The sequence below is a fragment of the Xenorhabdus thailandensis genome (assembly GCF_037996785.1).
Classification (GTDB): domain Bacteria; phylum Pseudomonadota; class Gammaproteobacteria; order Enterobacterales; family Enterobacteriaceae; genus Xenorhabdus; species Xenorhabdus griffiniae.
In genome coordinates, this window is the sequence record NZ_JBBMXF010000005.1 from 23418 (window position 1) to 46051 (window position 22634).

Here is a 22634-nt window from a genome sequence, read left to right on the forward strand (position 1 = left end):
TTATTTAGTCATTCTCTGCGGTTAATGGCAGTTCAATTCGAAAACATACATCAGCAAATTCGGATTCTACCAGGCAAAGCGCCCCCTGCATTTGTTTAATGCAATCTTGCGCGATACTCAAACCAAGACCGCTTCCTTTAACTGCGCCTTTTCGTTGCAGTTTTCCTTGGTAAAATGGCTCAAAGATCATACTTTTCTCTAACTCTGGGATAGGCGTTCCTGTATTGGCAATGTCAATTTGAAGGTTTTTCCCCACTTGCCGACTCGCAATCCAAATGTTACCGGATTCAGCGCCATAGTGCACTGCATTGGAATAGAGATTATCAATCACCCGTGTTAGTAAGCCAGGCTCTGCCCAACAATAATCCATATCCAGTTGAATTTCCGTATGAATATTTTTTGTCCGTGCCGGCAGTTGGTGTGATAATACGACACTATTCACAATTTCTTTTAAAGAAACAATCTGATGTTCGGCAGCGCCATCCGCTAATTTGCGGTTATATTCCAGTAATTGCTCAATAAGCTGCTGTAAATGCCTGCTACTGCTATCCAAGATACTGACAACTTCCCTTTGATCTGCTGTCAGGGGTCCAGCAATTTCATCAGCCAATAGCTCCGTTCCTTCACGCATACTTGCCAGAGGGGTTTTCAGTTCGTGGGAAATATGGCGTAAAAACTCATGACGCTGAGACTCTAGCCAGGATAAACGCTCACTCAGCCAAATAATGCGTTGAGCCAATGATCGCAATTCCCGTGGTCCTTTAAAGGAATCAATCTGATTTTCCAATGATTGCCCTTCTCCAAGCCGATTGATCATCCGCTCAATGCCTTTTACTGGCCCAATGATCATACGCGTAAACAAGGTTATCAAGAAAGCACTTAACAAGAATAAAATAAGGCTCTGCCAACCGAAAAATTGCCCTTTGTCGGCGATATCTTTTTGCAGTTGTTCACCACGGCTAAAAATAATATTACGGGTTTCCTGTACCAAAAGATTATTAGCCCTGGAAAATTCTTCAAGTAATTTAGAAGACGTTGCTTCTGGCGCCCCATTACTACAGGCAATGTTGCTCAAGCCCGACAGTAATTCATTGAATTTCTTTGTATACTCTGCATTAGCTAGCATCGCCATCTGATTACCAAGCATATTCATGTATTGCCGATATTGGCGTTGATAAAGCTTTTCTAACCGACTATCACCTAATACACAATATTGGCGGTAACTACGCTCCATCTCAAGGGCGACGCCAACCATTGCTTCGCTACGGCGGGCGTCCACCAGCGTTGAACGATTAATCTCAGCAGCCTGGGTACTAAGCTGATCAAGACTTTGATAAGCCTGATAAGCCAAAACCAAGAGTGGTAATAACACTAACCAGAAAGCCATGACAACCAACTGGCGCAATGAGCGTGGAAATAAACGCCATTTTTTCAAAGAAATCATCTCATAACCTGTAATGACATTGATGCTACAGTGACTTTTCTCTTATTGAAAATGGTCAGAATAATAGTTGAAAACGACGGATAATTGAAACAATGAGTCATTGAAAGTGATGCGGATGCATACATAAACAGGGTGGACTGTAATAATGACGGCGGGACGGTAACTTTTTTTACCATCCCGCCAGTGAAGTTCCTACATGTAAACATGTAGGCGGTGCCTCACTCCACGTGTCGTCCTGTGTTTGATAAGGCCCGAAGGCGAGTATCATTAAGTTGGACGGTAGGCACCTTACTTTGGCGTCATTCCGGGCTTTATGTGGCATGTTTCCACCCAATTGCGGGCCGACATAAAAAAGTTGAATGAGCAACTGCTCTGTATTATGCACATTACATGCCAACTTACAAAATTATTTTTAACCAATTGATATAATTGAAAATAAATAAAATCGCAGATTTATTGCATTTTCTTATTGGTATTTATTCATATCTGATAGGCATGAGTGTCGCCTATTTATGACATTTTACCATCAAAAAATATTTTTCAAATAATATCAACAAATTAAATGTCTCATTTTTGAGACACTAAAAAGCACTCTTGTCGCGAGATAGAGACACTGCCAAGAAAATGATTAATAACGTAAAAAATAAAGGCCCTGATGTATTTTCAGGGCCTTTGCTATTAACCTAGCTGTTTGCGGGCATTACGGAAAATTCGCATCCACGGGCTATCTTCTCCCCACTCCTTAGGATGCCAGGAGTTGCTAACTGTGCGGTATACCCTCTCAGGATGAGGCATCATCACGGTGACTCTGCCGTCAAGATTGGTCACAGAAGTAATGCCGTTCACAGAACCATTCGGGTTTGCCGGATAGTTTTCTGTCACTGAACCGTAGTTATCCACAAAACGCAATGCGACTTGCTGATGCTTTTCAAGTTCCATTAAACTCAGGTCGTTTCTGAACTCCACCTGCCCTTCACCATGAGCCACTGCGATTGGCAAGCGAGAACCGGCCATATCTTTCAGGAACAATGAAGGGCTGTTTGCCACTTCCACTAAGCTAAAACGGGCTTCATAGCGTTCTGAACGGTTACGGACAAAACGCGGCCAGTGTTCCGTGCCAGGGATCAATTCATGCAAATTGGACATCATCTGACACCCGTTACATACACCAAGTGCTAAGGTATCCGGCCTTGCGAAGAAACTCGCAAAATCATCACGTACCCGTGGATTAAACAGAATGGATTTCGCCCAGCCTTCACCTGCACCAAGCACATCCCCATATGAGAAGCCACCACAGGCAACCAATGTTTGGAATTGATCTAATGTGATCCGCCCCGCCAATAAGTCACTCATATGAACATCCACCGCCTCAAAGCCCGCTCGGTGGAATGCCGCCGCCATCTCAACATGGGAATTAACGCCCTGTTCACGCAATACAGCAACGCGCGGACGCACTTGTTTTGCAATATAACAAGCAGCAATATCTTCCGCAGGGTTGAAGGTTAATTCCACATTCAAGCCCGGATCAGCCACATCCTGTTTTGCCTGATGTTCTTGATCTGCGCACTCTGGGTTATCACGCAGACGCTGCATTTGCCACGTTGTTTCTGCCCACCATAAGCGCAATGTGCTGCGCTTCTGACGATAAACTTCCATATTGCCACTGGAAATCACAAAATCATCGCCCGCCTGGGCTTTACCTAAATAGTGCACACATTCATTTAATCCATAATCTGCCAACAGGTTTTCAATTTGCACCCTGTCAGTCTCACGAATTTGGATCACCGCACCCAGTTCTTCATTAAATAATGCGGCCAAGATATCTTCATCAAATGCACTGATATCGGTATGCAAGCCGCAATGACCAGCAAAAGCCATTTCCGCTAATGTCACTAATAGCCCACCATCCGAACGATCATGGTAAGCCAGCAATTTTTGTTCTGAAATCAAATGCTGGATCGCATTAAAGAAGCCCGCTAATTGCTCGACGTTGCGAACATCTGCGGTTTTATCCCCCAGTTGGCGATAAACCTGCGCCAATGCTGTTCCACCCAGCGCATTTTGCCCTTTACCCAGATCGATCAGCAGCAACGCATTGTCATCTTCAGTAGATAGCTCTGGCGTCACGGTACGGCGCACATCTTCTACTCGTGCGAAGGCACTGATAACCAATGAAAGTGGTGAAGTCATTTCACGCTCTTCCCCATTTTGACGCCAGCGGGTTTTCATTGACATCGAATCCTTGCCAACGGGAATGGTCAATCCTAAAGCGGGACACAACTCCTCACCCACCGCTTTGACGGCAGCATATAAACCCGCATCTTCACCAGCATGGCCTGATGCCGACATCCAGTTAGCTGATAACTTCACGCGTTTCAGATCCTGGACATAGGCGGAAGCAATATTGGTCAGAGCTTCACCCACCGCCATACGCGCCGATGCCGCAAAGTCCAACAATGCAATCGGCGCTCGCTCGCCTATTGACATGGCTTCGCCATAATAGCTGTCCAAACTGGCGGTAGTAACAGCACAATCTGCGACTGGAATTTGCCAAGGGCCAACCATTTGGTCACGGGCAACCATACCGGTGATGGAGCGATCCCCAATCGTAATCAGGAATGTTTTTTCCGCTACAGCGGGCAAATGCAAGACGCGTTTTACCGCCTCTGCGAGATCAATACCCTTGCGATCCAAACCTTGCCCTTGCGCTTGCAAGACCTGCACATTTTTCACCATCTTTGGTGTCTTACCGAGCAAGACATCCAGCGGCATATCGATTGGCTGATTATTAAAATGGTTGTCATTCAACAGTAAATGTCGCTCTTCCGTGGCTTCCCCAATCACAGCGTAAGGCGCACGTTCACGACGGCATATTTCTTCAAACAGGGCTAACTGCTCTGGTGCTACCGCTAAAACATAACGCTCCTGGGATTCATTGCACCATAACTGCAATGGACTCATACCAGGTTCATCGTTAAGAATATTGCGTAACTCAAAACGCCCGCCTCGACCACCATCACTGACCAATTCAGGCATGGCATTTGACAAACCACCAGCCCCAACGTCATGGATAAATAAAATCGGATTCTTATCCCCCAATTGCCAGCAACTGTCGATAACTTCCTGGCAACGACGCTCCATTTCGGCATTGTCACGCTGCACAGAGGCAAAATCCAAATCAGCATCAGACTGACCTGATGTCATTGAAGATGCCGCACCGCCCCCTAAGCCGATATTCATGCTTGGCCCACCCAACACAATCAATTTTGCGCCGACCGAAATCTCCCCTTTCTGGATATGCTCTTCACGGATATTGCCGATCCCGCCTGCCAACATGATGGGCTTATGATAACCACGCAATTCTGTACCATTATGGGAACAGACTTTTTCTTCATAGGTTCTGAAATACCCAGCCAATGCCGGCCGCCCAAATTCATTATTAAACGCTGCACCGCCTAATGGACCTTCCAGCATGATATCTAATGCACTGACAATCCGATCAGGTTTACCAAAATCCGCTTCCCACGGTTGTTCAAACCCAGGAATTCTCAAGTTTGAAACTGAGAAACCGACCAGCCCAGCCTTCGGTTTAGCTCCTCGTCCGGTTGCACCTTCATCACGAATTTCACCACCTGAGCCCGTTGCTGCACCAGGCCAAGGCGAAATCGCGGTTGGATGGTTATGGGTTTCCACTTTCATTAAGATATGGGCTGGCTCTTGATGGTAGTCATAAGTACCGGTGGAGTCAGGGAAAAAGCGGCCAACATTAGAACCTTCCATAACCGCTGCGTTATCTTTATAAGCAGAAAGCACGTAATCCGGCGTTTGTTCAAACGTGTTTTTGATCATTTTGAACAAAGACTTGGGTTGAGCCTGACCATTAATAACCCAATCTGCATTGAAAATTTTGTGGCGACAATGCTCAGAATTTGCCTGAGCAAACATATACAGCTCAACATCTGTTGGATTGCGCCCCAACGCCTGAAAAGCGCTCATCAGATAATCAATCTCATCGGTAGCCAGAGCCAGCCCTAATTCAATATTTGCCGACTCCAGTGCTACCCGCCCCAATTGCAAGATATCAATCTGTTTTAACGGTGCAGGTTGCTGGTGAGAAAACAGGACTTCAGCTTGTTCAAACTGAGTGAACACACTTTCCATCATGCGATCATGCAATAATGCCGACAACGTTTGCCACTGCCCGTCATCCATGCCAATACCCTGAATATAATAGGCAATGCCCCTTTCTAAACGGACAATCTGCTTCAGTCCACAATTGTGGGCAATGTCTGTCGCTTTCGATGACCAAGGGGATATCGTGCCAGGACGCGGAGTGACTAATATAAGTTGCCCTTTAGGCTCCAATTCAGCCAAAGAAGGGCCATATTTTAATAGCTTACTTAATTTCTCTCGCTCATCTTCTGTGATTGGAGTATTAACTTCGGCAAAATGCACGTATTCTGCATAAATGTCGGTAACAGGGATATGTTGATCTTGACACTGGGAAAGGAGCTTAGTGATACGAAATGCCGATAAAGCGGGTGAGCCACGCAGAATTTCCATAATAATAGGTTCTCTCATCTTAGACGCAAAGCCTGACTGATGCCTCAGGGGAAACTGCAAGCATTATAGAGGAATGTTTCCTCTGACGAAACCGTTTGCGTGGTGATTTATCCACCCAACAATACACTCAATAAAATGCCAAAATGGGTTTAATAGGGTTGCACATCTCCCTTTTGTTACGCAAAATTCTCAATTACTGGAAATTTAACCATGCTATTATCTTGTACTTCATACGGTTTCAAATCGTTCTGAAAAGAGATAACTATTTGAATAACATAAAGATAAATTACTTTGTTATCGTAATTATCACGCTCCTTTCTGCTGCTATCATCGGCCTTAATATCAATTGGCCGAATAAACAGCAGGAGCAGATAAACAAAATTCTGGCACGAGGAGAGCTGCGGGTTAGCACTATTAGCTCTCCTCTGCTCTCTCTTAACAGTAAAAATGAACCGACAGGATTCGACTATGAGTTAGTCAAGCGGTTTGCCGATTATCTGGGGGTTAAACTTGTGATTAAGTTTCGTCCCAACATTAAGCAACTGTTTGACGACTTGGAAAACGATAAAGCCGATTTCCTGGCTGCCGGGCTTATCTACAATAAAGATAGGCTGGACCAAACACGCACCGGCCCTGCCTACGCTTCTGTCATACAACAACTGGTTTATCGCAAGGGGGAGGCACGGCCACGTTCGTTTGGCGATCTAAAAGGTAAACTCATCGTCACGGCAGGCTCAGCCCATGTAAGCGAGCTGAAAAAGTGGAAAGAAAAATCTTATCCTGAATTAAGTTGGGAAGAAACACCGCGCGAAAATACGCAACAATTGCTCGAACAACTTTCCGAGGGAAAAATCGACTACACCATCAGTGACTCCCTTAGTTTAGCCTTGCAGCAGCGTATTCATCCCAATCTGGCAGTTGCTTTTGATGTCAGTGAAGAAAGTCCTTTAACCTGGTATTTAAAACGCAATGGCGATTATAGCCTCTACTCTGCTATGCTCGATTTCTTCAGTATGTTGACTGAAAACGGCATTATGTCGCGGCTACAAGAAAAATATTTCAGTCATGTCGGTTCATTCGATTATTTCGACACTATTTCATTTATTCGTGCCATCGATAAGCTCTTACCAACCTATCAGCCAATTTTTCAACAATACGCGGGATCGCTTGATTGGCAATTGGTGGCTGCCATTGCATGGCAAGAATCACATTGGGATCCACAAGCCACTTCACCGACTGGTGTTCGTGGATTAATGATGCTCACCCGCCCAACAGCAGAATGGGCTGGAATTCATGATCGGCTGGATCCAGAAGAGAGTGTAAAAGGAGGAATGGCTTATCTGAACTACCTGATGGAACGTTTGCCAAAAACCATTCCTGAAGATGAGCGCATTTGGTTTGCCCTTGCCGCTTACAACATGGGGTATGGGCACCTTCTTGATGCCCGTAAGTTAACCGCTGCGCAAAAAAGTAATCCAGACAGTTGGCTGGATGTTAAAACGCGTCTTCCCTTGCTCAGCAAGAAAAAATATTACGCCAATACAACATATGGTTATGCCCGTGGCTATGAAGCTTATCGCTACGTTGAAAATATTCGGCGCTACTATTTGAGCCTGGAGGGATACATGAGGGCAAAAGCCAACCGCGAGAAAGCAAAGAGCAATGAAGCACCAACGGATACTACCATCGTCAGTGTGCTCCAAACTGAAAATGATAAAACTGGTACAACTAACATGGAAGGTAATAATACAGAAGACAATAACAAAATTAGAAGCCAGGTTGGCGAATAAGAGGCGTTTTACAACCATCCCAGACCACACGATAGCTTGACAGATAAAACGCCTGATGAAACATAAGTTACATCCATTAACAGAGCTTAGTGATTAACACTGCTATCGGTATCATTCCCCATACGAGTATCAGCAAGGATTTCTGTAATGTACCAATGATCTTTGCTCTGATCCTGTCTCAAAAAATATTGATGCCCATCAATAGAAAATGGAACCAGATATTGATAACTCCTATCCCATAAATCTTGATGTTCATTTATTCTATCAGGTATTCCCCCACTATATAGATAGCTAACAAACCAATAATTATCGTAGAATCTTTGCCCTGTGTAAAAATAATTCCCGTCAATAGCATATGGAAACTGTGGATAGTAATAATATTCCCAAGTATTTTGGTTAACTAAGTTACCTATCTTTCCGTCTTCATTTAATTCATAAGTAAACATAGCACGATTAGCGCTCGTATGGATATATATGTATTCTTTTCCTTCCATTGAGAAGAAAAAAGTAGCCCCATAAAAATTATCCCAATCACTTTGTTCTACTATTGTTCCCATTTTTCCATTTGGCAATATTTCCCATATAATATAGGGGAATTTACCTTGATCATTTTTATCTTTACTATGGAGATAAATAAACTGACTTTTACTCGTTTTATAGGCAAAACCTACATCATAGTCACTATCCCAATAACCGGAGTCTATAATTTCTTTATGTCCTTTTTCATCTAATTTTGCAATTATCCAATAGGATTTATACGTATTGTTTGACTTATTAATAAAATTTTTGGCTAACCCAAAAATATATTGTTCTTCACCAAGCACAAAAGGAAACATTAAATCATAAAAATTTACCCACTTCTGCCCAGTAGAAGTTTGATTTCCTTGTTGTCCACTTGCGAGCAGCTGGTGTACCGTCACCAGATGATCACATTGACGCTGCCGCAAAAGATACTGTTGATAATTAATGGAATAAATAAAAATAGTTCTAATGTATACTCCATTAGCAGGAGGCGAAGCTTCACAATCCAGATTAGACTGAAAATGGATTTGTTCGGTTGCGTAGGCTGCTTTGCTGATATCCAAGAAACCCGTGAGTGTTACCATTTCAGCATCTTTATTGGTATTATAAAGTTCAAAACTCACATTTCCTGTTTCGTCAGTCTCTATAGAAGTGGTCTGAACTACATGGTTTTTCTCAAAAGAAGCAGAACCTGTAACATTTAAATCCAGATTACGCTTAGTAAGATTTACCCCTGAACCGGTTCCGGTAAGTTTCGCCGTAACTTTATTACTTTGCACACCGTCAGCCATTGCATAATCATTAATAACATTAAAGTTAAGTGTATAATATGCCGTAGCTTTAAGATGGTAGGGTTGGACACCAATCTGTTTACCATGATCTTGAAGAGAGACGGTTAAGTGACCATCACCTCCTATTTCAGAACCGACAATTGAAACAGAAACTTCTCCGCCACTATCTGTAAAACAAGAAAGTGTATTGTCGCCTGTCTCCTGACCATTAATGATAAAGCTACCTAATGAGCATTCAAGAATTAGGCCTAATTCAGCCAAATCAATATATTCTTCATGGACTACAATCTGAATATCAGTAGCAGACCTATCTTGATAGAGTCGATAAGATTGAAAGAATTTCACTGAAATATTCATAATATTCTTATTTAAAGTGTAAGAAGGTCGGTAAAAACAATAGTATTCCTAATTTGATCCATAGAAATACCACTAACATTAATAGTAAAATTTGAGCGAACCGCTTTTGTGGATGTTAATTTATAAACTAATATTTTGTTAGAATCAGGTTTATCTATTTGTGAAGTATTATTCGCGCCATTAATTTTAATATCAGGGCTATCAAAATTCACTGTAATCCCCGTAATATCCTCTGAGAGGAGTCTAATAAGAAGTAAACATTGACAATTACCATCTGCGACACCATAAGAACTATAGGTATAAGAAAGTTCTCCCGCTGAAGATGAAATCCAATTGCCAAAATCCAAAGGAACTTTACAGGCAATCACTGGATCTTCATAGTTAAGAATTAATACGCTATTTTTAGTAATATCATCACTATAGATATGAAGATATGCCACACCATTTTCATCGATTTTGTCTACCACTGTATCAGAAGTATCATCAGTAAATTTGGCATTTGTCAGTCGAGCATTTATTGGATTGTTATCTGAACCCGTATATATTACCGCGGTTAAAAAAGGCTTTATATGTGGATAGTCACTTAGAGTACTACCTACATTTTTAGTTGTTTGCACTTTAATATTGACAGTATCTAAATCATTTAAAATGGAAACTTGTGTAGGATATTGATTTATCTTCTTATTAAGAACAGTAAAGGATGCAACAATATATTTTACTTCTAAAAAATTAACTTCATTTGTTTTAATTGTATGATCCTTATGACCATCATTTATTGCATTCGAGTCTAAATCAATATTGTCAGAATGGATGGTTATTAACTCTGTACTATCTTCTCTTAAAAATTTGGCTTCTATAATTATAGTATCACCAGGTACAAGACCTTTAAATTTAGCCTGAAGCCTAACACCTTCTTTAAGATTTATTGTGTGTAAACTTAATATAGAACTTTTAGCATCAAGAAAAATGACCACATTGTCGGCATTACTCATGTTAGGATCCCCTATAATAGTGATATTTGATGTTGGCGAATCAAAATGATTATAATTTAAATCTGTTACTGTATATTTTGCTTCACACAGGCCTGATATATCCATTTCATTAACTCGAAACAATAAGAAATAGAAATCATCTTTTAGTTTATCTGATGTAACATGATAAGGAACGCTTTTTACCTTAGTGGTTATATTATCTTTTACATAAATCTCACCCTCTATTTTATCTAATAATCTCACACCTTCATATTTATTCACCTGCATCATTACATACTTAATTTTCATTGCAATAACGTCAGGCATATTAATTACAGCACTTAAATTTCCTTGAGGAAAAGTAGGTGGCAATAAAATATTTTTGCTTTTGTTATTCATAAAAAACCTTTTTTGAAAAAAATTTAAAAAGCAACCTATAAAATTATAAACTTTATGATTGGTTTATGCATTACAATTAAATTCATTTGGTTATTTTAAGGAGAACTATTTTTATTATAAAAATATAAATATAATAACACTGAGTGATATCATTATTTACATAAACAAATGGGATAATATCAGAATTAAATTGTGTATTATTATCATAATTTTTATTGGTTATTTTTTTCAGTGAAATAATCGACTTATCCGAACTTAATATGGCAACGAAAATCACATACTGAACTATGATTAAACTCGCATTAGGTTGAGTGTAAATTTCCATTTTATTGTTGTTATTTGACATGTTATCACCTCATGCTTTAATTAAAAAAACTGCCACATAAATTATTTTTTAAATACAAACCCTCTCAGATAAATGAAATAATAATTCACTGTTATTATCACTATAAAATTGATCTTCTGATGTCGCTTTAGAATAAACAGAGTGAAACTCAAAAACTAATGATAAAAGATTATCAATTGATAACTTTTTATTATCACTGATTTCGTATAATAAGTGAAATACGATTATCATGAAAGCAAACAACCACGCATGAAATTAGTTTTCTTCGTGTCTAGAAAGCCTCTGAATCATTCCCTTGATCGAAAATGCCATTTCAATTGAGTTCCAAGATACTCTGCTGATGATGTGATAACTATTTTGAATGATGCTAATTTGAGTTTTCTTGACTAGATTTATATACGGGAATAAGTGAAGTTGTTTAAGAAATGAAAAATTAAGTAAAAATAACGGCTGATATGAACTTTTTGAGGCTCTCATATATGTCATCATACACTAGAAAAATCATTGGCTTTTTTATTTTCTTCTACGTATTATTTATGCCTTCTACAGTCAGTAACGCTTTAGCAGAAACTAATGTCAAGACAGATGATAAACTGTATACTCATTTAAAAAAAAATGACACTTCAGATCTGAACGCCCCACATGTCATTATCAGCAATATCCAGAAAGCTAGTCATATTTTATCTTCTTCCCCTTCAGAACTCGCGAAGCAAGCAAAATCCTATGCATTAGGTAAATTTAATAGCACCCTATCTTCAGAAACTCAAAAATGGTTATCGCAGTTTGGTACTGCCAGAATTAACCTTGGGCTAGATAGGAAATGGACACTGAAAGATAACTCACTCGATATACTATTACCCCTTTACGATAACAAAGCAGATTGGTTGTTCTTTTCCCAATTGGGTTATCGTAACAAAGATAGCCGAAATACCATGAATCTGGGTTTAGGTGGTCGCTATTTTTATCAGAACTGGATGTATGGCTTAAATACTTTCTATGATCATGACTTTACTGGAAAAAACCAACGTTTGGGACTAGGAGGAGAAATCTGGGGCGATTATATTAAACTTTCCGCAAATACCTATTATCGTTTAAGTGACTGGCAAAAATCACGAAACTTTCAGGATTATTATGAACGTTCCGCCAACGGTTATGACATTAATGGGGAATTTTTCTTGCCGGCTTACCCTAATCTGGGAATGAAACTAACCTATGAGCAATATTTTGGTGATAAGGTCACTTTATTCAATCGTGATACTAAACAGAAAAATCCAAGCCTGGCTAAGTTCGGCCTAACATATACCCCAATCCCACTAATTACCATGGGCGTTGACTATAAGCAGGGGGAAAGTGGCCATACTGAAACACAGTTTTTAGCAAACTTAAATTATAAATTCGGGGTTCCCTTTAGTATTCAATTGTCACCCGCTAATGTGGCTTCAATGCGGACATTAGCAAGTAGCCGTTATGATTTGGTGGAAAGAAATAATCATATTGTTTTAGATCATGCAAAAAGAGAACAAGAAATACTGATCGCGTTAGAGCCTATTGTCGGATATGGCCATCAAGAGATACCCGTTAACTTACCCGTCCCCTCTAATATTGATATAAAAAAAATTCGCTGGATTGTTGCAGATAAAGCATTTCTACATAACAAGGGGAAACTTTCTTCTGACTCAGGTAAGAATATTGTTATTACTCTCCCCAGCTATCAGGAAACACATAAAAATGATTACCTGCTTGATATATTGTTAGAATATACAGTAGATGGTCAGGAAAAAACAAAACCGATTCAGATCCCCATGAAAGTTTTGCCTTTTATGATAGAGGGAAAAGTCAATATCATTCCACCTAAATCACCGGTAGAAACCGGCGAAAAAGAAAATGGATATACGTTTGATACCCCTATTATTACTTATGCAGGTTCCCCATCTGGAAAATTTGTTAAAAATGCCAGAATCGATAAAGTTGTCTGGACAACCGAGCCGGCTTTAGGCGCTGGTTCTGGCTTAAAATTTATATGGAATAATCAGCCTGCCCGAACGAATGAAAAGGGTGAATTAACCGATGAAAAAGGGAAACTAGTCCATAACATTTTATTGAGTGAAAAACCCCATGAAAAAGTCGATATTTATATACAGCTAGATGGTGCCCCACAGCAAAAAATAGGTTCAGTGACGTTTAACAAAAAACAACCTCACTACAAAATTAAGGATGGCCTGACCGTGAAGCCCAAAGGCCCTCTGACAGTTGGTGATGGAAAATTCTATACCTTTAAGGCCACTGTTATTGATAGTCAGAAGAACATTGATAGTCAGAAGTACAAGGTGATTAGTCAACCTATCGATGGAGTGATATGGCAAGCAAAAGATGATAAAGGACAGGATGTTAAATTAACAACACAAAAAACAGAGACAAATGAACACGGAGAATTGATTGCAACACTGGATAGTTCAGTGCCATTAAATGGTGTGAAGGTTTCACTGGCTATTGAACACCATGCTGCCGTTACCAGCGATCCTCCAGTTTCAGTTTTGATTAAGCCTGAAAGTATTAATGTGATCTGTAAAGCTGATGGGGAACTCCCTGTATTGGTTACTGAAACCTACACCTGTACAGCAACAGTCACCGACGTGGGTGGCCAAGGTGTATCAGATAAGACAGTAAATTGGCAGGTTAAAGATAATATTAACCTTAAACTGATACCCTCTTCAGAGAAAACCAATAGTGATGGTAAAGTGACGGCAACATTAAGGAGTCCCATTGAGGCTTCAAATATTGTCGTGATAGCTTCTGTTGCAGGCCAATCCAGTCAAGGAGAATCAAAGGATAAAATTAATTTTAGTTGGCCGGAAATCACCATTGATACGAAATCCAAAAATCATGATGTCACTATTGGCGGGCAAGAAAAATATTCTCTCACCGCAAGGGTATGGCGTGAAAAAAATAAGACAACATATAAAGGGCAAGATATTAAGTTTAGATGGTCTAAACCTCAAAACCAAGATGGTACGGAGGCGATAGGTGTAACCTTATCACCCTCAACAGATAGCTCACAATCCGTGACCCCCAATGATGGCAAACTGCAAGTGAATGTCGCTAGTAGTAAGGCACAGAAGGTGAAAGTTTGTATTGATATCGACGGTAGAAAACCAGCGGCACCAACATGTTCAGATATGATGAATTTTGTTGAACCTCCACCGGAATTCGATATTTCCTGGGTTAAAGTGACGAATTTTGATGAAAATAATCCATTACAAGGTAATGGCACAGATGAATATCACTACAAGGCATTGATCGTAAAAAAAGGGACGACAGATCCTCTCTCCGGTTATACGTTCGAAGGTATACAGTGGACACACGACCATGACAAAATCGAGGACGCTAAATTCCCTAAACCTGAAGCTTATTCACCGACAGGAGGAGATAAATTTACATCCGATGCCAGTGGATACATATACGCAAAATTGAAGAGTTTTGTTGGCGTAGATAATGTTAAAATTACATTAAAAATACCACACTTAAATAGCAACTCTACAAAGAATATTATCAGTAAAGATTCCAAAGAGAATGTAGATTTCGCACCAGTTGCTCAACCTGCAATATTGTATATTTATAACACCATTACCGATGAACATAGATACTTTGACAATATCGGAGGTAAACTTCATCCGAATCACATTGCGCCTATTTTTCGAGGAGAATTAAGGAAATCCACAAATTCTGGTCCCTTTGATAAAAATAAAAATGAAATCGTTTATGGTATAAAAGATGCTAATTCTCCAATTTATGGAGATGGAATGTTATTCTTTGGTGCTGACAACAGTGGCCCCATACAATTTATGGCGCTAGGTTCTGCCACCATAACCGTCATAATAACAAATAAACAAACGGGAGAGATTCAATTATATGAATATAAAATGTCTGCTACAAAACTTCTAACACCCTTTAATAACCTTGTGTATCAAAATATAAATGGCAATATTCAGTGTAATAGTAATCCAAGTTTTCCAGGTATTGCTTCCCATATTTTTTCAGATAAGCAAGTTTCTGATCACACCAATATTTATAGTTTATATAATGAATTTGGTAATTTATATAAATGGGGCATATTCGGTAATACATCAGGAATGGATAAAAATAAAGCCACTATTGTAGTACAAAACACCCGTGCTGGTAATCAAAGTAAATACAGAATTTATGATTTTAACAGCAATACTTTTGATAAATATTCAGAAGGAGTAGTTTTATGTTACATTGATAAAATAACATAAAACAAAATAAGACTTATAAAATATGACAAAATCTTACAATGAAAAAAAGTTATCAGGTGATAACTTTTTTTCATTGGTTTTTTTCTGATTATTTATTTAGTTTAAACGACGATCTCAACCATTAAAAACAGCACAGTTGAGTTTATAATTTAATCTGTCTTACGTTTATTAAAAACCATTAACGCATAAAATAGTTTCAACTGAAAATAGGTATTCTATCCGTTATTATAAATAACTAGCATTAATTAAAAAATGAGGTGATAAAATGGCAGCTTTAACGAATAAAATAACACTTTCACAAATCGATCCAAACGATTTAGTTATAGGCCAAAAGGTTAGTTTTACCGTAACATTAACGTCAGATCAGCCTATTACAAAGGGGAAAAAAGTAACAATAAAAAATAATCACAGTAAAAATATACAATTCGATGCAAATCCTGTTAATCTTGCTTACGCCAATCAAGACCAGACAGCAACTGCAAAGTTTACATTTCAAATCCTTCCCAATGCACAAGTTAATTCTGACATTACATTTGACGTAGATACCGATGCTGATGTTGGTGGCGTTAAATTTACATCGCCACCACCGGTTATGGCGGGCAAAGTTAAAGCCAAACCAGCTCCAAATAATAAAATGGATATTTCAAAAATCGATCCAAATGATTTAGTTATAGGCCAAAAGATTAGTTTTACCGTAACATTAACGTCAGATCAGCCTATTACAAAGGGGAAAAAAGTAACAATAAAAAATAATCACAGTAAAAATATACAATTCGATGCAAATTCTGTTAATCTTGCTTACGCCAATCAAGACCAGACAGCAACTGCAAAGTTTACGTTTCAAATCCTTCCCAATGCACAAGTTAATTCTGACATTACATTTGACGTAGATACCGATGCTGATGTTGGTGGCGTTAAATTTACATCGCCACCACCGGTTATGGCGGGCAAAGTTAAAGCCAAACCAGTTTCAAAAAAAACAATGGATATTTCAATTAACAAAAAAGCTGATTTAGTTATAGGTCAGTATGTTAGTTTTGTTGTCACATTAAGTTCGGACACACCTATTTATCAGTCAGCTTCGATAACTATTAAACAAAGCAGTATCAGTAACAATATACAATTCGATCCGATTCCTACTTTTCTTGTGTATGGCTCTAATAATACAATAGCCGCTATGCAGTTAGGGTTTACAGTACTTTCGAGTGCACAAGATGGTTCAGAAATTAATTTTGAAATAGAGACTAATGCTACAACAACCGATCACGCTACGTTTCAATCTGTACAATTTAATGGGAAAGCTAATGAAATTGATACAAATTCATTATCGCTTTTTGTTGAAAAACCTATTTTGAAAACAATAATAAAGGGTGATCAACCACCATCAGAAACAGGTAACTTCACACCAATATATACAACATTGAAAAGCAAATCAGGAAAAACGTTGGCTTATACGCCTGTACTAATCACATCAATGATTTCACATAAAATGAAAGATTTTGATTTCAAAAAAGCTGATAATCAAACTGATATTATTCCTGAAAAAATAGGACCAAATGAAAGTATTATGTTGGCTTCAGATAGTAACGGATTAGTTAAATTTTATCTCTATCCTAAACTGGCAGAAATTGTCACACTTACACTCAAGACTATTATCCTTGATGGTGTGACTGATGCCCCTGCTAAACAAGAAATTTATGCTGTCAATTATACAAATCCAGGCTACATGAATTCTATAGGTCAACCAATTATCGCTGGATTTTCTATAGGGAATTTATATTCTACGGGAATGAAAGATTTTGCCACAATAGTAAATAGTTACGACCAAGCAGCCGTTGGTGATACCATATTATTTTTTGTTAATGGTAACTATACAGGCCATTCTGTAAGTATTATTAAATTAGCTGACCAGTTAAATACTCCTATACTCCTTCCCTATTCTATATTTAAAGAAAATGAGTCTTCTGAATTTTCTTATGCTGTAATTAAATCTGGTGGACACGCATTATATTCTGAAGTGTTAAAATTAAATTATATAGGTGGTGCTCCTTATGAACCTATTACAGGTGTTAAAAGAGAATTTGAACCTTGTATAGTTCATGCCAGCATTGGTGTTGGTCCAGATGACATATTACAACCCGGTTGGGGTAATTATATTAATTATGACGCCATAATGAAATACCCTGGATATAAATACAATGGATTATTTATTGAGATTATACGCTCTGATAATATTAGTTCCAATGCAGAGATAAATCCCGTCCCATTAGATATAACAGATATTACTCTGACAATGTATATAAATTCAGACAATAATAGTTTTCAGAAATCTTACACTAAACAAATACCCTTAGCTCAAATTGGTAGTGCTGGTAATCCAGACTCTATTTTTTTCCATATTCCTTATGATGATATCTCTGGTATAGAAGGTCATGGTTATATACATTTTGACTATCATTTCTATCAAGATCAATTATTAAAATATGGTGTAGAATGGACTTCAAATATTGAAACAACCGCAGGCCCTGGTGAAACAGGTAGTTAATTAACAAAAATAAACATGAGCGCTGATTGTAGCAGCGCTCTTATAATTAATTCACAAGTCATTAACTATAAACAGTATCAATAAAAATATGAGATAATAAAATGAAAAATAATAAAATGGAAATTTCAATTCAACCTAACGCGGATTTAGTCATTGGGCAGTACGTTCGTTTTGTTGTTACATTAAGTTCGGATAAACTAATTCTCCCACTGAAAAATATAATTATAAAAAATTCCAGTAATAATACACAGTTTGATAAAGAAACTATTCCACTTGTTTATGAAAAAGATTTCCTCACAGCTTCTGCGCAGTTAGGGTTCATTGTGCTTAAAGAAGTTGATGGTAACTCCATAAAAGAGGGTTCTCCTATTGAATTTGAGGTACATACAGATGCGGCTGATTTTAATTTTGTACTTTTCAGTGGTACGACTAATCAAATTGATATAAATTCGTTGGCATTTTTTATTGAAAAACCTTACTTGAAAGCAAGTATCGCAGGTAATGAAAAACCATCGGAGAAAGATAACTTTACGGCAATATATACAACGTTGAAAAGTACATCAGGGAAAGTATTGGCGGGTACACCTGTATTTATTACATCTGTACAAAAAAATAAAATGAAAGAATTTAGCTTTAATAGTTCTAATAATCAAACAGAGCTTATTCCTGAGAAAATTGGACCTAATGAAGGAATAACTATAATTTCAGATAAAAATGGTTTGGCAAAGTTTTATCTCTACCCTAAATCATCACTGATGAACACACTTCTGTTAGAGACTGTTATTCTGAATGTAGATAACATTCTGGCTAAAAAAATGATTTATGTAGTTAATTATAAAGAACCGGGTTATCTTAATTCTATAGGTATGCCAAGTATTGAGGGTAATACCCCCGAAGGATTAACAGCATATACTTCAGATCCCAATTTTCTGGTATCGATAAGTAGCTATGATGGTGCAGAAAATGGTGATCTCATTTTATTTTTTGTTAATGGTCACTATACTGGTTATTCCATGATGATCGAGGATAAAGAAAAACAGTTAGATCAATACAGCATAAAGCTTCCTTATGCTATCTTTAAACAAGATGAAGCATCCAAATTTTCTTATACCGTAGTCAAATCGAATGGCAAAGCCCTCTATTCTGAACCAATACCGGTCACTTATTTAGGTGGTATTCCTTACGAAGCTAACCCGAATGTTGATAGGAGTTATGAACATTGCCTAGTTCATACCAGTATTGGTGTTGGCCCTGATAATATTATCCCAACTCATAATGGTGTTGCTTATGCCAGCATTATGCAATACCCCGGTTATAAACATAATGGATTATTTATTGAAATTGTTCGTTCTAATACTCAGGATCCTAACTTAACAGTAAACCCTGTCCCATTAAGTGTAACGGATTTTACTTTAAATATGTATATAGATTCACCGAATAGAAATATAATGTTAACTTATCACACACCAATTACATTAGATGACATCGGGAGTGATGGTAATAAAGATTCTATTTTCTTCCATATTCCTTATATGGATTTGGCTGGTATAGAAGATGGAGGACTTAGTTTTTATTATCAATTTTACTTAGATGAAAAATTAGAGTATGGTGTGGTTTGGGATGGATCTATTGATACCTATGCAGCTCCAGGAGGTGTGAAAGACCACTGATAATTCAAACCATATAATAATACACTTATTTTAATTTTTATTATTTATAAAGTATATATCCCACATCTATACCAATCTAACTTCAAGATGCGTGTGATTTCTCCCCGTGAAGCGGCGAAAAATCAGGCTTCATACCGTGTTGTAAATTGCAACTTGAAGTTTTAAATTTTAAATTTAAGAAATAAGTTAAAAATAAGAAACGGGGCACCAGATTAAAAATATTCTATTTTTACTCTATTCAGGACTATCGTATTTTATGGTGTCTGTAAGTAATTATAAACAAACCTTACCAGATGATACAGGTAATTAATTAACAAAAATATGAGCGCTGATTGTAGCACCGCTCTTAAACTTAATGTTCATAAAATAGAAAAGGAAATAAAAATATGGCTGGTACAATTGAACTTTCCCTACCTGATAATGGCGATTTAATTATCGGACAAAAATTTTTATTTACAGTAACTCTATCATCTAATGAAAATATTGATGACCTTTCTACTATTTCATTTTATAATAACAAAAACATTACTGTACCACTTGATCCTATCTCCTTAACATCAGATCACAATAAAAAAAAGGCAGCAGCAACAGTCACTCTTACTGTATCTAACTCTATAGCAGAAAATGAAAAAATTTCTTTTAGTGTAAAAACATCGTCAACCGGATTTCCAACTAAAACATTACAATCCACAGCAAGAATTATTGATTCGGATTCAGTGAGATTACGTATTGATAACCCATGTTTAGTTATTCCAATCTCATTTACCGACGCCCAAATTGGCTCTCTATCAACTAAAATTCATACAATTCTAAGAGATAAAAAAGGAAAAACATTATCAGGAGTACCTGTATTTATAAAAGCTAATACCATTAATGAGTTAAAAGAAATAAATATTTACCACAATGATAAAACCACAAAAATAGATGTTCATGAATTTGGTAACGATCAGGGTATTTTCGTAAATTCAGATGAAAAAGGAAAGCTAGAATTTTACATTTCTCCGAAAAAAGCAGTATTACCAATCATTCAATTATCTTCTACCATACCAAATTCAACCGACTTTAAATTTGCTAATGATCCTATATTTATTTTTGTTGATAACATTAAAGATTACCGGCAACCCTTAAATATAGTAACTGCCATTAATGATAATTTAAAGTCAGAAGGAGAAAGTAAATTTTGGGTAGATATGTCACCGTGTAATGATTATAAGTTGGGTGATTTTTTTTTATTTTTTGTTAACGATGAATATAAGTACTACACCAGAATCCTTAGTAATAAGGAGAGTGAACCTTGTTTAAAGGAGTTACCTTATTTTATTTTCAAAAAAGATGAACCATCAAAACTATCTTATTTTTTAATTAAACCCAGTGACAATATAATCGCTAAATCAAGTCCTGCTGATGTTATTTATAGAGGAAGACCAAATCAACCATGGAATGATATTGATAGAACATATGAACCTTGCCAGGTTTATTCCAGCTTCGACGAACTTATAAGTCAGGATAACCCCATCATTGACAAAACTATATCAAACCATACTAATAACCCAGACGATGCTGGCCTGTTTGTCAGGATAACAGGAACTAATGATGTTAGAGATGGTACTAAAATAAAATTGGGTTCAAAAGTCATCTTAACTTTATATATTAATGCAAGTAATAATACGACAAAACATGTTTTTAACGGTGATATGCCCTATCAACCAGATGAAATAGGGGGAAAAACAGCAACATTGAAATTTAATATCCCTTATAATCTTTTAAATAATAATTTGGCATTCCCATATAGTGATGCCTGGATCTACTTTGATTATCAAATTGGTCATGATAGTGATTCTGATGTGACATATGGTGGAATTTGGTCAGGTTATATTGATACATTTTAACTAATTTTTAGTGAGGTAGCTTATGAGTCAGAAAAAAACCTTACCACCACCTGAGTTTCCTCAAGCAAATTCAGATGGGAAAATTAACATTCCCGATATTAAAGCAATGCTTACTAAATATGTCATTATGAGGGTCAATAAATATCAAAGCATAGAGGAAATAGATACAATCGAAGGAGAAATTCATTTAAAAAATGAAAAGGATACTAAAGCCAACGTGAAAAGTATTCCTTATACTGTCGCTCCCGATCAAATAAATTATGATTTTTATACTGTCTTATTTGATGTGGATAAAATAGACATCTCTGGTTTATGTGAAACCAGCTATACAATGACAAATTTACATCAAGAAATCCTTTACTCACAAACAGCGAACATTACAATTATAGGAGAGACTAACATGCCTAATCCCGATAATGAAATCATTTTTCTTGATGCTAAAAATTCCATATTATATTTAACAAAAATAAATATGAAAAAGGGAACTAGAGTTCGTGCTAAATTTGACGATTTGGCGGAAGATGATGATATCATTTTCACTGCGAAATTTTTTGGGGATAGTGGAGAGTTATTTATTATCAAATCAATCAACATCACATTAAGAGTGGATGATATCAACAATGGTTATTTAGATTATATATTCGATAAAAATAAAATTAATTTTTCAGAAGTAAAATCCGTTATTGTGAAATTCTCTACGCCTGATGATAAAATAAAGTCTAATTATGAAGACATTTCTATTAAAAATGATTTAGATACTGTCAACATTAAAGTACAAACGACCAAAAATATTGCCGATCTGGATAGTGACCATCCAGATATAAAACCATCTTTAATCGCAGTGGTATATACTCATTTAGATAACAAACCAATTATGGCTCATGTCACAAATGCTCTTTTTGGCAATAATGACCTTAATACTACACTGCTGAATGATATCAACAAAGACGGGGTAGCTTATCTTCATATCTATAGTAAGGATAGCTCTAAAAATAGTATATTAACCAGGGTGAGAGCGTGAATTTTTTGTTAACAAAATTTAGGGTTGACGGATAAGAAAAAACATCATCTCA

Annotated in this window: 10 protein-coding genes; 6 read left to right on the plus strand and 4 right to left on the minus strand. The window is 37.2% G+C overall.

The window, feature by feature from the left end; translation table 11 throughout:
* Positions 1 to 4: 4 nt before the first annotated feature.
* A complete protein-coding gene (locus AAC853_RS02240) occupies positions 5 to 1444 on the minus strand; it encodes a sensor histidine kinase (protein WP_340613569.1) in 1440 nt (479 codons plus the stop codon).
* 678 nt (positions 1445 to 2122) lie between these two features.
* A complete protein-coding gene (gene purL, locus AAC853_RS02245) occupies positions 2123 to 6007 on the minus strand; it encodes a phosphoribosylformylglycinamidine synthase (RefSeq protein WP_340613580.1) in 3885 nt (1294 codons plus the stop codon).
* Between the two features lie 266 nt (positions 6008 to 6273).
* Here purL and mltF point away from each other — a divergent pair, with 266 nt between their 5' ends.
* On the plus strand, positions 6274 to 7797 hold the full coding sequence (gene mltF, locus AAC853_RS02250) for a membrane-bound lytic murein transglycosylase MltF (protein WP_338884920.1): 1524 nt from the start codon (positions 6274 to 6276) through the stop codon (positions 7795 to 7797).
* A gap of 86 nt (positions 7798 to 7883) precedes the next feature.
* Here the strand turns inward: mltF and AAC853_RS02255 are convergent, their stop codons facing one another.
* Positions 7884 to 9467 carry an Ig-like domain-containing protein gene (locus AAC853_RS02255; RefSeq protein WP_338884918.1) on the minus strand — a complete coding sequence of 528 codons (1584 nt, stop codon included), beginning with the start codon at positions 9465 to 9467 and terminating at the stop codon, positions 7884 to 7886.
* 11 nt (positions 9468 to 9478) lie between these two features.
* Positions 9479 to 10837, minus strand: coding sequence for a hypothetical protein (locus tag AAC853_RS02260; RefSeq protein WP_340613570.1), 1359 nt, complete (start codon positions 10835 to 10837; stop codon positions 9479 to 9481).
* An 825-nt stretch (positions 10838 to 11662) separates the two neighbouring features.
* On the opposite strand from AAC853_RS02260, the gene AAC853_RS02265 reads away from it, so the two are divergent.
* The 5 genes from AAC853_RS02265 to AAC853_RS02285 all read left to right on the plus strand — a co-directional run bounded on the left by AAC853_RS02265 (position 11663) and on the right by AAC853_RS02285 (position 22582).
* Positions 11663 to 15457, plus strand: a complete 3795-nt coding sequence (locus AAC853_RS02265) for an inverse autotransporter beta domain-containing protein (RefSeq protein ID WP_340613571.1) — start codon at positions 11663 to 11665, stop codon at positions 15455 to 15457.
* A 265-nt stretch (positions 15458 to 15722) separates the two neighbouring features.
* Positions 15723 to 18002, plus strand: a complete 2280-nt coding sequence (locus tag AAC853_RS02270; protein WP_340613572.1) for a hypothetical protein — start codon at positions 15723 to 15725, stop codon at positions 18000 to 18002.
* Positions 18003 to 18103: 101 nt separating this feature from the next.
* Positions 18104 to 19672 (plus strand): hypothetical protein, encoded by a 1569-nt coding sequence (locus AAC853_RS02275; protein WP_340613573.1) that lies wholly within the window; start codon positions 18104 to 18106, stop codon positions 19670 to 19672.
* 386 nt (positions 19673 to 20058) lie between these two features.
* On the plus strand, positions 20059 to 21561 hold the full coding sequence (locus AAC853_RS02280) for a hypothetical protein (RefSeq protein WP_340613574.1): 1503 nt from the start codon (positions 20059 to 20061) through the stop codon (positions 21559 to 21561).
* 22 nt (positions 21562 to 21583) lie between these two features.
* The gene (locus AAC853_RS02285) at positions 21584 to 22582 is read left to right on the plus strand and encodes a hypothetical protein (RefSeq protein WP_340613575.1); all 999 of its coding nucleotides are present in this window, start codon (positions 21584 to 21586) and stop codon (positions 22580 to 22582) included.
* Positions 22583 to 22634: the final 52 nt, after the last annotated feature.